Raw genomic sequence first — 12,990 nt, 5'->3', positions numbered from 1 at the left:
ACAGCTATCCATAACATCGATTTAACGGAGGATGAGAATATGAGCAAAAGCATTGCAAATAAATTGGGAACAGGTATCTCGCCCAAGCAGTTTATAGACGGCATGACCAAAAATCAGGATACGTTTCTGGGCTGGTATAACGGCTTCGAATGGCAAAGCGCCGAAGATCAAACCTACTTCGAATCGTTAAAAGGCCGCGACGATTTGCTCGTCAGCATTCTGATGGCCGATTGGTGCGGCGACGTCGTTCGCAACATTCCAGTCGTATTCCGCGCGCTGGAAGCGGCGGGAGTCGTGCCAAACGTACTCATTATGGAAGAGAACCTCGATACGATGGACGAGTTCTTGACGATGGGCGGACGTTCCGTTCCTGTCGTGATTTGGACAAATAAAGAAGGAACAGTACTCGGCACGTGGGGACCACGTCCCGTATACGTACAGGAGCCGATGGTCGCTTTCAAAAAGGCGAACCCTGATCGTGAGGCTGCAGATTATCAAGATAATTTGAAAGCGACTCGCGAGGAAATTATGAGACGTTACGGCGAAGGTACGGGCTATCAAGCGCTTATTACGAAAGAGCTGCGCGAGCTCGTCCAATCGTTTAACTAAGCGGACGGGGGCGAATCGAACGATATGCGCATCGAATCATTTGCACTCGGACCTTTGCAGACCAATGCTTACTTATTAACTAAGACCGTCGACGGCGGCGGGGAGATCGGCATCGTTATCGATCCCGGCATGCAGCCGAAACGACTGCTCGATCGGATCAAGGACGTGAAGGTCGAAGCGATTTTGCTCACCCATGCTCATTTCGATCATATGGGCGGCGTGGACGAGGTACGGAAGGCAGCCGGATGTCCGGTCTATATCCACGACTTGGAGGCCGATTGGCTTACCGATCCGAAGAAGAACGGTTCGGCCCGCTGGCCCGACGCGACGCCTCCGTTGACAGCGGAGCCTGCGGAATATGCGCTGGATGAAGGCATGAAGCTCGAACTGATCGGCGAGACGTTTAAGGTCATGCATACGCCGGGCCATTCGCCGGGCAGCGTCAGCTTCCTGCTCGGCAACGATTTGTTTTCCGGCGATGTGCTGTTCAAGCAATCGGTAGGCCGGACGGATCTGCCTGGCGGCCGAGAACGCGACCTGTACGACTCAATTCAAACGAAGCTGTATACACTGCCGGACGAAGTGACAGTCTATCCTGGTCACGGTCCGCGAACGACGATTGGGTACGAGAAAGCGAACAATCCGTACACGAGATAAATAAACATGAGCCGGTTCTCCCAGTGAAGGAGAGCCGGTTTTTTAGTAACGCTTCCGGCTAGACACTAGGTCGTATGGAAAAGTAGCTGTGAATTTGAGACAATGAAGGAGAGCAATTCGATTCTTTTTTCACTAAATCGAACGAAGGACGGTGCAGGCCAGTTGGCGGGAACGACGACAAAACAGAGCGAGGCGGCGGAAACAGCCTCCGGCAAATCAGTAAGAACGGCGGAGCAAATCACGGCCGAAAACGAGCGGATCATAAAAGAGGTGGCCCAGTCGCTTACTTTGCCGCTTACGAAAGTAAAAGCGGCGGTATCGCTGCTCGATGAAGGAAATACAATTCCTTTTATCGCCCGCTATCGGAAGGAAATGACCGGAGAGCTGGACGAAAACGAGCTGCGGAATATTGAAGAGCGTCTGCAATATATGCGCAATCTGGAAGAGCGGAAGCGTGAGGTCATTCGCTTGATCGATGAGCAGGGCAAGTTGTCGCCAGAGCTGCAGGGACTGATCGAGGCGGCGGGAAAGCTGCAGGAAGTTGAGGATTTATATCGTCCCTATAGGCAAAAGCGAAAGACTCGTGCAAGTGTAGCAAAAGAAAGAGGCCTGGAGCCATTGGCAGACTGGGTCTGGTCGCAGCCTAAGCAGGGCGCTCCGCTTAAGGAAGCGGAGCGATACGTCGATCCCGATAAAGGGGTAGGAACGGCTGAGGAGGCGCTTCAGGGCGCAATGGACATTTTGGCTGAAAATACGGCCGACGAGGCCGCTGTCCGGGCTTGGGTGCGGAAATTTACATTCGATCACGGTTTGCTGCGGACGGAAGCCAAGGATTCTTCCGCAGAATCCGTGTATGAAATTTACTATAGCTACGAAGAGCCGATTCGCAAGCTGCCTCCTCATCGCATTCTCGCGATTAATCGCGGAGAGCGGGAGGATGTGCTGCGCGTAAGCTTTCAGCTGGACGCAGGACGCATCCACGATTATATGAAGCGGAGAACGCTCCGTACGCACACGGCTGAAGCCGTGAAAGAGGTATTGATTGCGGTAATCGAGGATGCTTACAAACGGCTCATTTCGCCGTCGATCGAACGCGAGGTAAGAGGCGAGCTGACAGAGAAAGCGGAAGAACATGCGATCTCGATATTCTCCGAAAACTTACGGAATTTGCTGCTCCAGCCGCCCGTTGGCGGGCATGTTGTGCTTGGCGTCGATCCCGCTTATCGGACAGGCTGCAAGCTGGCGGTAGTAGATGACACCGGCAAGCTGCTGGAAGTGGCAGTGTCCTATCCAACTCCGCCGAATAATAAAGTAAAGGAAGCGGAGCAGCTCATTAACGGCCTGATCGACAAATATGGCGTCGGGTTGATCGTAATCGGCAACGGAACCGCGTCTCGCGAAACGGAGCAATTTATCGCCTCGTTGATCGGCAAACGGAAAGCGAATGGACAGACGGACCAGAAATATATCATTGTCAGCGAAGCGGGCGCCAGCGTCTATTCCGCTTCGAAGCTGGCGGCCGAAGAGTTTCCTAAGCTTGACGTAGCGGAGCGAAGCGCTGTGTCGATTGCGCGGAGATTGCAAGACCCGCTCGCAGAGCTGGTGAAGATCGAGCCGAAGGCGATCGGCGTCGGACAATATCAGCATGACGTCAGTCAGAAAAGGCTCGACGAAAGTCTGGGCGGCGTCGTTGAGTCGGCCGTTAACCATGTCGGCGTAGACGTCAATACCGCATCCGCCTCGCTGCTATCATACGTAGCGGGCGTGAATGCGACAATAGCCAAAAATATTGTAAAATATCGCGAGGAAAACGGCCGTTTCGTTAAACGCGGGCAGCTGCAAAAGGTTCCGCGTCTCGGAGCGAAGTCATACGAGCAATGCATCGGATTTTTGCGTATTCCGGATGCGGGCAATCCGCTCGACCGGACCCCGATCCATCCGGAGTCTTATGGCATTGTAGACAAGCTGTTTGCAGAGCTTGGGCAAAAGCCGGAGCATGTCGGCACAGACGGACTGAAAGAGGCGCTGGCAGGTGTAGACACGGCTGCTTTGGCCCCTCGCCTCGGCGTCGGCGTACCAACGCTGAAGGATATTATAGACAGCCTGCTTCGTCCGGGACGTGATCCGCGGGAGGAGCTGCCGGCGCCGATTTTCCACACAGATGTGCTCAATATTGAAGATTTGACGCCTGGCATGGAGCTGCAGGGCACTGTGCGCAACGTTATAGATTTCGGCGCCTTCATCGATATCGGCATTAAGAACGACGGTTTGGTTCATATTTCGCAAATGAGCGACAAATTCGTCAAGCATCCGATGGACGTTGTATCGGTCGGTGACACCGTTACCGTCTGGGTATTGAATGTCGACCTGAAAAAAGGAAGAGTCGGCTTAACGATGCGTAAACAACAGCAGTAACCGGTAATGGGCTTGCCGCTTTAGCGGCAAGCCCATTATAATGAAGAGGACGGCAAGACGTCTGAGACAGGAGGGTAAAGGGATGCAAACGGAGAAATGCACAAGTTCGCCCAATCATAAATGGTTCGGTCTGGCGCTGCAAGCGATGGTCATTTTGGCACGCAAGCAAACCTGTATCTCCAGCGCGGAACTGGCCGTTCATCTGAAATCCGAAGCAACCCTGCTGCGGCGCATTATGGCCAAGCTGGTAAAGGAAGGGCTGCTGGATACAAGAGAAGGACGAGACGGAGGCTATCGGCTTGGGCGTCCGCCGGAAGAGATAACGTTAGCTGACGTTTATTCGGCGCTGCGTGTAGGCGACCCGTTCTGCAGCGGCGTGATTGATACGACTGGCGTTCACGAATTCGGGCAGGAGATGAAGGCTGCTTTTACCGAAATAACGGATGAAGTGGAGCGCAGAACGGTCGAGGTGCTGCAACAAGGGACAATTGCGCAGCTGGCTGAGCGGATTTGCGCGCTGAAGCGGTTGGAACGCGAGAGTGTTTAAGCGAAAAAAAAGGCAAATGAGGACGAACATCCTAATTGACAGCTCAATCGGCACACACTATACTGTATTTGAATCCATTACAGTTGATTGTTTCTTACTGTGCAGAATATAGCATAGTAATAAGCAAACTGCCAGTCTTCGAAGAAGGCTTTCAAGAAAGAACTGTATTGAATGGACCGATAAACGATAAATGGCTGCGATCCGTCTCATGAGAGAGTGAGAGCTTCATCATTTTAGTATTAACTGAGTAAAATAAAACACAGATTAGAGTGGAGGAAAACAAAATGACACAAACACAAACCGCAACATCGGTAAATCAATCGTTTCTTGACGTCCTGCAGTCCCGCCGTTCCGTTCGGCACTACGATCCAAGCTTTGTTATTTCACAAGAGGAAATTCAAGAAATATTGGAGCTGGCGACAAAATCGCCGTCTTCGTCGAACACGCAGTCTTGGCGTTTCCTAGTCGTGACCGATCCTGAATTGAAAAAGCAGCTTCAACCGATCGCCAATAATCAGCAGCAGGTGGCTGACGCTTCCGCTCTTATTATTTTGCTCGGAGATCTTGAAATGTATAATAAAGTCGAGAAAATCAATCAGCTGGCTGTCGATGCGGGCTATATGCCGGAGGATTTCGCCAAGCAGTTCACGGAAAACTCCATTAAGCTCTATACGTCGCTGCCGCGGGAAAGACTCCATGAAGTGGCTGTATTTGACTCTGGGCTTGTTGCGATGCAAATCATGCTCATCGCCAAATCGAAAGGCTACGATACAGTACCGATGGGCGGATACAACCGCATTCAGTTGAAGCAGTTTTTCAATCTGCCGGATCATTTGGAGCCAACCATCATATTGCCAATCGGTAAAGCGGCTACGGAAGGCCGTCAAACTGCGCGCCTGCCGATTGCCGACGTTACTTTCTGGAATCACATTTAAGAAAGATAGACAAAAACCCGCAGCGGCCCTTGAGGCTTCACTGCGGGTTTTTATTCATGAAAAAGTCGTTCGCTCGGAGCCCGATTCATGCTCCTCCTTCGGACTTTGTCGGTTGCGGTAAAAAAACCAGCATTCGTTCAGCAGCTTGATCTGCCTGCGATCTTTCTTCTGAAAGGCCCGCATCATCTGGTTGCACAGCCATTGCGGCATATGCATCGTCCTCCTTCCGGCAATCCATGGCGTATATTTACGATATGGAGGAGGAGGGCGAATCGTGCAGGTCCCAGAATCAGACTAAATCATCTCTTCTTCGTACCATTGCTCGAGCTGCGCTTGCAGAGCGCGGATTTCAGTCAGCAGAGCGATCAGCGGATAAGCCGACTCCTTAACGGCTGCAAAATCCTGCTCCAGTTCATTAATGTAGTCGAGCCCGGATAAAATGCGCACGGACGGATCATGCAAATCGACATTGTCGCACTCTGCGATGGCATAAGCCAATTGAGGCACGCGGTCGGCGGTCAATTTATCGATTTCTTTATGAAGGCGCAAATTGAGCGCGCTTAGCTGGTAAGCGTGGGTATCGGGCATTTCTACGAAAAAGACGCTGCTTTCATTTTTCATCAGCACATAACGCATAGTTGGCATAAGTAAGACTCCCCTCGGATTCGATCCGCAGCGCGGGCTGTACGCAGCCGTCGCCGTTCATAATTGCTTCTTGCTACTTGACAGTGTAGCGTATGATCGCTTTAAAATTCAAGTATCGGAGGCGAGAAACAAAATGAACAAAACGATGGATGACGTTATGCTGCAGCAATGGGTGGAACGGGTTTCCCTGGAATCGTTCGGCCTACCCTTCAAACACCGGGCAACATTTAACGGCAGATTAAAGGCGACGGGCGGAAGATATTTTTTGAAATCTCATAATATCGAAATTAGTCCGCATCAATTATCCGTGTTCGGAGTGGAGGAGACGGAAAAAATAATTAAGCATGAGCTTTGTCATTATCATCTTCATATAATGAAAAAAGGGTACCGGCATCGGGATGACGATTTCAAGCGTCTGCTTGCGATGGTCGGGGGTTCACGGTTTTGCAGCACGTTGCCGGAGCGCTCCGTGCGGCAGCCTGAGCCGTTTCGGTACAAGCTCGTATGCCGCGATTGCGGCATGGAATATATGCGTCGTAGAAGGATAAATCCAGCCCGTTATGCGTGCGGAAAATGCCGCGGAAAATTATTTATAAAAACGCTTGACCTAACAAAAAAACCGTGATATATTATTACTTGTCGCCGCTGCTGAACGGCAACGACGAAGAGAACTAAATAATTAGCACATATTCCCTGATAGCTCAGTTGGTAGAGCACTCGACTGTTAATCGAGTTGTCACAGGTTCGAGTCCTGTTCGGGGAGCCATGGAGAGATACCCAAGTGGCTCAAGGGGACCCTCTGCTAAGGGGTTAGACTGCGTAAGTGGTGCGAGGGTTCGAATCCCTCTCTCTCCGCCACATTATTACCAAGTGATTGTAACGGAAGGGCCGTTCAATAACAGCTCTTTTTTTTACGCCTTGTACAGGAATGAAACGGTTGATTTCGTTGAATAAATGAAGTTGATTGAAAAAAGACTTGCACAAGCGATAAGAAAGTGTTACAATAACGAACGTTGCTTGAGAGAAGAGCAAGTAAGAAGTTAATATGGCCCGTTGGTCAAGGGGTTAAGACACCTCCCTTTCACGGAGGTAACAGGGGTTCGAATCCCCTACGGGTCACCATCTACCTAATGTAAGCGAAACAGCTCTCGGTGAGTTGGTTTACATTCATGAGAGCCATTAGCTCAGTTGGTAGAGCACCTGACTTTTAATCAGGGTGTCGAAGGTTCGAGTCCTTCATGGCTCACCATTTTTACTAAAGATTTTCCCTTATATGTGCGGTAGTGGTGGAATGGCAGACACGCTATCTTGAGGGGGTAGTGGGTGTACGCCCGTGGAGGTTCGAGTCCTCTCTACCGCATACAATGAAAAGTCCTTGCGTAGCAAGGGCTTTTTGCTTTTTAGTTTATTTCTCCGAATTATAGTCATCTATTTTCACTTTTTAGAAAGCTTATTAACGAAATAAATGAATCCCAGCACAATCCCCAAAATAATTATTTTCTCAACCATGTTTTTCCAATGAAGCGAGTCGCCTTTTTCATTCATGTTAAGAAAAAACGTAACTACAAGAATGATTGGCGCATAAAGGAATAATTTTCTCATCGTAGGTAACCTCAGTTTTTTACTTAATCGAAGCTTTCATTTTGTCAAAGCTTTCTTTAAAGCTCGGGTCTGTATTATCAGAGTTAAACACCCAAGCGATTTTGTTTTCGAGGAAAAAGACGATTCGTTCCAGCCCGTTGCTGTTCTTAAGCAGGACGACCGTTCCCTTTTCGCCATCCTTGACATATTCGGACGAACCTACTACCGCAGGATCATCAAATGGCTTGACACCCGCATCGGAAGATACGCCTAGACTGAAGATCATTTGGACGTCGGGATGGATGCGTTCCTTCACAAACTTCGCCTTCGCCTCTTCGTCCGAACCGTTGTAGTAGATTGTCATGAACTCAAGGGCCGTTTGCTCCGCTGCTTTTGCATCGCTTTGTCCCGGCTTGGAAGTGCCATTATGACTGCAAGCGGATAGGAAAAGCAACAGGAGGAAAGCCCAAATCAATGATTTTCTCATGAAGCAGAACCCCTTTTCTGTTTCTATATAAGGGCTCAAACTAAAATCAGTGCTTGACGGAAAAGGAGAAAAAGCGGAGGGGCAGAGGGATTCTGGAGAAACGAAAGTGGTCGCTTTTAAAGCCAGATTCCTACCACAAACCTCTACCAATTAAAAGGAATCAGGCTTTAATGGCGATCGGAAGAACCCTCTGACCTGCAGCGCTTCCCGCTCACTTGGAGTCAAGAGCTGATTTCAGTTTTGATCCTATAAAAGAAATAATTGTAATTTTATAGACGCAGATAGAGCAGAAAAGTTACGAAGAACGACAAAGCCTCCCCCTGCATAAAAGCTGGGGGAGGCTTTGAGACATTCGGCTAGCCTAGCAAAGCGTTCATAAGAAACCAAACGGCGATCACAACGATCGTCAAGCTGGAGAGTACAGATAACAGCTTGAAAAACCAGTACAGCTTACCGTCGGCATCGCGCTTGCTCATAGCATCCAAGCTCCGAAAGGCTCCGGTGTCAGACGTATGTCATCGATGCGGACTCGCACGACGGCGGACGGCGTTTCGATGGTAACGACATCGCCCTTCTCGGCAAGCAGCAACGTCATGCCGACCGGAGACAGAAACGAAATTTGATTGTCATCGGCGTTTGCCAAATTGGGCAGCTCGATAACGAAGCGTTCTTTCCCCATGTCGGGCAAATAAGAAAGCGTAACTTCGCTGCCGACCCAAACCCTTTGATGGAGCGCCGTGTCGTCTTCAACTGTTTGCAGCAATTTGTCGACGGTCACTGCATATTCGGATAAATAATGGCTGATATCGATTCTTTTTTTACCATATACGGGAAAATACTCATCGAGAAATTTCTTTTTTTCCTCGCCAAACAAGACAAGCTGGCTTTCGAGTCGGGCTCGCAGCGTCGATTCCGGCAAACTACGGTTCATAGTAGATTTCACCCCCGGCGCGTTGTCGGTCACGGCTGTTTGCGTTGGTCGCTTTGATTGAGCAAAGTAGCATGACAAATCCCTCCTAATAGTAATAAAGACCTCTTCGAGAAGAGGTCTTGACTCTACTCTAACATACCCGTTACAGAAGAGCCAGCCTTTAAGAGGAAAAGGTCCCGCTGGCATCGGAAATAAAAGGATTGACAGTCGAGTCTACTCTCGGTAGAATAAACACATATTATCCGACAGGATTAATTGGTTATTGAATTTTACAGTTACCAGAACACTGGAGACTGCATGAATGCCGTACGCGGCCATTCATCGGTCTCCTTTTTTTATTTCCTTATAAGAAGAGAGGAAGGTGCTTAAATGAGCGAACAGGCAAACGCAAAATGGAGATTTGATACGTTGCAGGTGCATGGAGGACAGCAACCCGATCCGGAGACTGGTGCAAGAGCGGTGCCCATCTATCAGAGTACGGCGTTTGTATTTAAAAACACGGATCACGCACAAGCCGTCATCAACTTTGAGGAAGTGGGGAATACGTACTCGCGCATTGGAAATCCAACGAATGAAGTGCTGGAGCTGCGGATTGCCGCGCTCGAAGGAGGCGTTGGAGCGCTTGCAGTCAGTTCCGGCGCGGCCGCGGTCACCTTTTCGATACTGAACATAGCTGGAACAGGTGATGAGATCGTCTCTGCTTCGACTTTGTATGGGGGTACTTATAATTTATTTGACGTCACGCTGCCGAAGCTCGGCATCACGACGAAATTCGTCCATCCCGACGATCCTGAGCGATTTCGTGAAGCGATAACCGACAAGACGAAGGCACTCTTTATCGAGTCGATCGGTAATCCCGGACTCAACATTCCGGATATTCAAGCGATCGCCGATATTGCCCACGAGCATGGCATCCCGCTTATCGTGGATAACACGTTTGGCACTCCTTACCTCATTCGTCCGTTCGAGCACGACGCCGACATCGTCGTTCACTCCGCGACGAAATATATCGGCGGGCATGGCACGACAATCGGCGGTCTGATTGTAGACAGCGGACGTTTTGATTGGACGAACGGCAAGTTCCCTGAATTTACGGAGCCGGATCGAAGCTACAACGGCTTGAAATATGTAGAGAAGTTCGGCGAGCTTGCTTATATCACAAAAGCTAGAGTTCAGTATCTACGCGATATCGGCGCCTCTCTCAGCCCGTTCAATTCGTTTTTGCTGCTCCAGGGTCTAGAGACGCTGTCGCTTCGAGTGGAAAAGCATATTGCCAATGCGAAGCAGGTAGCCGAGTATTTGAACGGACATCCGGAGGTGGCGTGGGTCAATTACCCGGGACTGCCAGGGAACAAGTACTATGAGCTGGCTCAGCGCTATTTCCCTAAAGGGGCGGGTTCGATTTTCGCTTTTGGCTTGAAAGGCGGCTACGACGCAGCCAACACCTTAATCAATCATCTTAAGTTATTTTCCCATTTGGCGAATGTTGCGGATGCGAAATCGCTCGTCATTCATCCGGCTAGCACGACGCATGCGCAGTTGACCGCTGAAGCGCAAGAGAGCGCAGGACTAAGCCCTGACCTGATCCGCCTGTCGATCGGAATCGAAGATCCGCTCGATTTAATTGAAGATTTGGAACAAGCGATTCAGGCGGCCTCGGTTGCTGAAGCCGGAACAGCAGGATAAGGAGGCGGCAACAACGATGACTGTGCAGGAAGCGGCATTGGAAATTGAAACGGAGCGAAACGTCCCGGTTCCGATGCGCGACGGCGTAACGCTATTCGCCGATATATACAGGCCGAAGCAGGGTGGGCCATATCCGGTCCTCCTTATCCGAACGCCTTATAACAAAGAGGATGCGCAAACGATGAACTATGCGCATCCTTCCTGGTACGCGCGCCACGGTTATATTGTCGTGGCGCAAGACACTCGCGGCAGATGGTCGTCGGAAGGAGCGTTTTCTCCTTACGTAAACGAAGGGGAAGACGGCTTCGATACGATCGCATGGGCGGCGAAGCTGCCCGGCGCCTTGCCGAAAGTTGGCACGTACGGCTTCTCCTATGTTGGAGCGGCGCAATGGCTGGCGGCGGCGGAACGGCCGCCCGAGCTTGCCTGTATCGCGCCTGGCATGATCGGGTCCGATGCGTACCAGGGCCGTTCTTATCGGAACGGCGCCTTTGCGCTCGCGCTGTCATTATCCTGGGCGCTGTTTGTCGCTCAAGATACGGCGCTGCGGCAGAAGCGGGCAGACTGGACAGCAGAGCTGGGGGCGCATTATGCCGGGATACATAGCTTGTACCGGAGGCTGCCGCTCACAGCATTGCCGGAATCGGCAATCGAGGCTGCTCCCTTTTACCTAGAGTCTCTTCGCCACCCAGAGCGGGATTCGTACTGGGCATCCCAGTCATTAGGCTCGTTGTACAGCAGTATCCAAGTTCCGGCTCTGCATCTTGGCGGCTGGTATGACGTGTTTGTCGACGGAACGATCGACAACTTCAATGGCGTCAGGCGGGAAGGGGGATCGCCGGAGGCGAGGGAAAACCAATATTTACTGATTCAGCCATGGTTTCATATGCCTTGGTCGCAGTATGTCGGCGAGCTTGATTTCGGCAGCGAAGCAGCCAATCGGATCGACGAGCTGCAGCTCGAATGGTTTGATTACTGGCTGAAAGGAAAACGGGACGGCAATCGTTTCGCGACGCAGCCTGCCGTCAGCTATTTCGAGATGGGCAGCAACCGCTGGCGCAGCTCGGAGAGCTGGCCGATTCCGGAGACCAAACCGACGCCGTATTATTTGCGCAGCGTAAGCCGGGCCAACTCGGTGAACGGCGACGGTCATTTAAGTCCGGAACCGCCGCCAGGCACCGAGCCGGCGGATGTCTATGTATACCACCCGTCGATAGCGGTGCCTGCCCTTGGCGGACGTTCAGGCGCGGTGCCGGAGCTGACGCCGATGGGGCCGAAGAATCAGCTGCCGATCGAAGTGCGCAACGACGTGCTGGTCTACACGTCGGAACGTCTTGAGCAGGAGCTTGCCATCGCGGGCGAGGTTGAGATTGAGCTGTTCGCGGCGACGAGCGCCGAGGATACCGACTTTGTCGCCAAACTCGTCGATGTTTATCCGGACGGCCGCGCCTACAATGTCGCGGAAGGCATCATCCGCGCCAGCTTCCGGAATGGACTCGACCGGCGGGAAGCAGTGCCGAAAGGGGAGGTCGTCCGCTACCGGTTTTCGCTAGGGCCGACCGCGCACGCCTTTCTTCCGGGACACGCCGTGCGGCTTCATATTACAAGCTCGCTGTTTCCGACGTTCGACCGCAATCCGAATTCGCTCGTTCCGCTGGGAGAGGCAACCGAAGCTGATTTTGTTACGGCGACGCAGACGATTCATCATGGCAACATATATCCTTCCCGGCTCTGGCTTCCGGTGGCAGGGAGATAAAGACAGCAGGGCAGGAGGGCAGAATGAGAAAATCGTTTATTTGGTTCGATTTAGGATACACGCTCGTTTACCAGCAAAGAGAAGAAGCTTACCGCAAATATTTGCTGGAACGGGGCATCGATATCTCAATCGCAGAGATCGAGCGGGCTTATCATTTGACCGACAAATTGTTCATGAGGCAGTATCCCGGCGCTCTCTCCAAAGAGCTTACAACGTTTTACTCCTGGTATATCGGTATGCTCAATTATTCGCTTGGTGTCCGGTTCGATCTGAGCGTGCAATGTGCAAGGCTTCTTCAACTGCAGAAGGAAGGCGGACAGGGATGGAGGCCGTTTCCATTTGCAAGCTCTGCGCTTAGCGAGCTGAAGCGGAACGGCTACGGCCTCGGTCTCATTAGCAACTGGGACGAAAGCTGCCGCACGTTGCTGCGGAACATCGGATTGGAAACGTATTTTGACGAGATCGTCGTTTCCTCTGAGGTGGAGCTGGAAAAGCCGGATACGCGCATATTTGAGCACGGACTGCGTGCTGCGGACGTTCGTCCGGAGGAATGCGTGTACGTCGGAGACAATTATTATGACGATGTCGTCGGCAGCGGAAAAGCGGGCATGGATTGCTTTTTAATTAACCGGTTTGGGAGGCTCGGCATCGAGGAGCTTCAGTATGAGAAAACGATCTCGTCTGTACAGGAGCTCCCGGCGCTGCTGCTGAAGCCGGAACAACAAATTATTCGTTAAGGGG

Annotated in this window: 13 protein-coding genes and 5 tRNA genes; 14 read left to right on the top strand and 4 right to left on the bottom strand. The window is 51.4% G+C overall.

Annotated features, from left to right (window positions below; genetic code table 11):
• Nucleotides 1-39 precede the first annotated feature (39 nt).
• The 5 genes from ACFVTB_RS07500 to ACFVTB_RS07480 all read left to right on the top strand — a co-directional run bounded on the left by ACFVTB_RS07500 (nucleotide 40) and on the right by ACFVTB_RS07480 (nucleotide 5,163).
• Nucleotides 40-609, top strand: coding sequence for a thioredoxin family protein (locus tag ACFVTB_RS07500; RefSeq protein ID WP_387746909.1), 570 nt, complete (start codon nucleotides 40-42; stop codon nucleotides 607-609).
• Nucleotides 610-633: 24 nt separating this feature from the next.
• On the top strand, nucleotides 634-1,266 hold the full coding sequence (locus ACFVTB_RS07495) for an MBL fold metallo-hydrolase (RefSeq protein ID WP_387746907.1): 633 nt from the start codon (nucleotides 634-636) through the stop codon (nucleotides 1,264-1,266).
• Between the two features lie 102 nt (nucleotides 1,267-1,368).
• A complete protein-coding gene (locus ACFVTB_RS07490; protein WP_387746905.1) occupies nucleotides 1,369-3,681 on the top strand; it encodes a Tex family protein in 2,313 nt (770 codons plus the stop codon).
• An 82-nt stretch (nucleotides 3,682-3,763) separates the two neighbouring features.
• Nucleotides 3,764-4,228: an RrF2 family transcriptional regulator gene (locus tag ACFVTB_RS07485; RefSeq protein WP_387746903.1), complete on the top strand. Its 465-nt coding sequence runs from the start codon at nucleotides 3,764-3,766 to the stop codon at nucleotides 4,226-4,228.
• A 284-nt stretch (nucleotides 4,229-4,512) separates the two neighbouring features.
• On the top strand, nucleotides 4,513-5,163 hold the full coding sequence (locus ACFVTB_RS07480; RefSeq protein ID WP_387746901.1) for a nitroreductase family protein: 651 nt from the start codon (nucleotides 4,513-4,515) through the stop codon (nucleotides 5,161-5,163).
• A gap of 54 nt (nucleotides 5,164-5,217) precedes the next feature.
• On the opposite strand, the gene cmpA is transcribed toward ACFVTB_RS07480, so the two are convergent.
• Nucleotides 5,218-5,373, bottom strand: a complete 156-nt coding sequence (gene cmpA / locus ACFVTB_RS07475; protein WP_387746899.1) for a cortex morphogenetic protein CmpA — start codon at nucleotides 5,371-5,373, stop codon at nucleotides 5,218-5,220.
• A gap of 84 nt (nucleotides 5,374-5,457) precedes the next feature.
• On the bottom strand, nucleotides 5,458-5,808 hold the full coding sequence (locus ACFVTB_RS07470) for a hydrolase/acyltransferase (RefSeq protein ID WP_387746897.1): 351 nt from the start codon (nucleotides 5,806-5,808) through the stop codon (nucleotides 5,458-5,460).
• A 145-nt stretch (nucleotides 5,809-5,953) separates the two neighbouring features.
• Between ACFVTB_RS07470 and ACFVTB_RS07465 the strand changes: the two genes are divergently transcribed.
• From ACFVTB_RS07465 to ACFVTB_RS07440, 6 genes are all read left to right on the top strand, one after another.
• Entirely contained in the window at nucleotides 5,954-6,433 is a 480-nt protein-coding gene (locus tag ACFVTB_RS07465; RefSeq protein ID WP_387747050.1) for a SprT family protein, read from the top strand.
• A 65-nt stretch (nucleotides 6,434-6,498) separates the two neighbouring features.
• A tRNA-Asn gene (locus tag ACFVTB_RS07460) sits at nucleotides 6,499-6,574 on the top strand.
• 1 nt (nucleotide 6,575) lies between these two features.
• Nucleotides 6,576-6,666, top strand: a tRNA-Ser gene (locus ACFVTB_RS07455).
• Between the two features lie 189 nt (nucleotides 6,667-6,855).
• Nucleotides 6,856-6,930 (top strand) — tRNA-Glu (locus ACFVTB_RS07450).
• Between the two features lie 51 nt (nucleotides 6,931-6,981).
• Nucleotides 6,982-7,057: transfer RNA gene (locus ACFVTB_RS07445), tRNA-Lys, on the top strand.
• Between the two features lie 28 nt (nucleotides 7,058-7,085).
• A tRNA-Leu gene (locus ACFVTB_RS07440) sits at nucleotides 7,086-7,168 on the top strand.
• Nucleotides 7,169-7,429: 261 nt separating this feature from the next.
• Here the strand turns inward: ACFVTB_RS07440 and ACFVTB_RS07435 are convergent.
• Together ACFVTB_RS07435 and ACFVTB_RS07430 are read right to left on the bottom strand one after the other, a co-directional pair.
• Complete coding sequence (locus tag ACFVTB_RS07435) at nucleotides 7,430-7,876, bottom strand: hypothetical protein (protein ID WP_387746895.1); 447 nt, start codon at nucleotides 7,874-7,876, stop codon at nucleotides 7,430-7,432.
• Nucleotides 7,877-8,348: 472 nt separating this feature from the next.
• Nucleotides 8,349-8,807, bottom strand: coding sequence for a GreA/GreB family elongation factor (locus ACFVTB_RS07430; RefSeq protein ID WP_387746893.1), 459 nt, complete (start codon nucleotides 8,805-8,807; stop codon nucleotides 8,349-8,351).
• A gap of 369 nt (nucleotides 8,808-9,176) precedes the next feature.
• Between ACFVTB_RS07430 and ACFVTB_RS07425 the strand changes: the two genes are divergently transcribed.
• Genes ACFVTB_RS07425 through ACFVTB_RS07415 form a run of 3 tightly spaced genes read left to right on the top strand, consistent with a single transcriptional unit; the run spans nucleotide 9,177 to nucleotide 12,986 of the window.
• Nucleotides 9,177-10,493, top strand: a complete 1,317-nt coding sequence (locus tag ACFVTB_RS07425; RefSeq protein ID WP_387746891.1) for an O-acetylhomoserine aminocarboxypropyltransferase/cysteine synthase family protein — start codon at nucleotides 9,177-9,179, stop codon at nucleotides 10,491-10,493.
• Nucleotides 10,468-12,249: a CocE/NonD family hydrolase gene (locus ACFVTB_RS07420; RefSeq protein WP_387746889.1), complete on the top strand. Its 1,782-nt coding sequence runs from the start codon at nucleotides 10,468-10,470 to the stop codon at nucleotides 12,247-12,249. The genes ACFVTB_RS07425 and ACFVTB_RS07420 overlap by 26 nt, the downstream gene beginning before the upstream one ends.
• Nucleotides 12,250-12,272: 23 nt before the next feature.
• Entirely contained in the window at nucleotides 12,273-12,986 is a 714-nt protein-coding gene (locus tag ACFVTB_RS07415) for an HAD family hydrolase (RefSeq protein WP_387746888.1), read from the top strand.
• The last annotated feature ends 4 nt before the right edge of the window (nucleotides 12,987-12,990 follow it).

The sequence above is a fragment of the Paenibacillus sp. NPDC058071 genome, from assembly GCF_042885235.1.
In the GTDB taxonomy this organism is placed as follows: Bacteria; Bacillota; Bacilli; order Paenibacillales; family Paenibacillaceae; genus Pristimantibacillus.
Note: the sequence above shows the minus strand (reverse complement) of the source record. Positions and strands in the feature narration are given on the sequence as shown.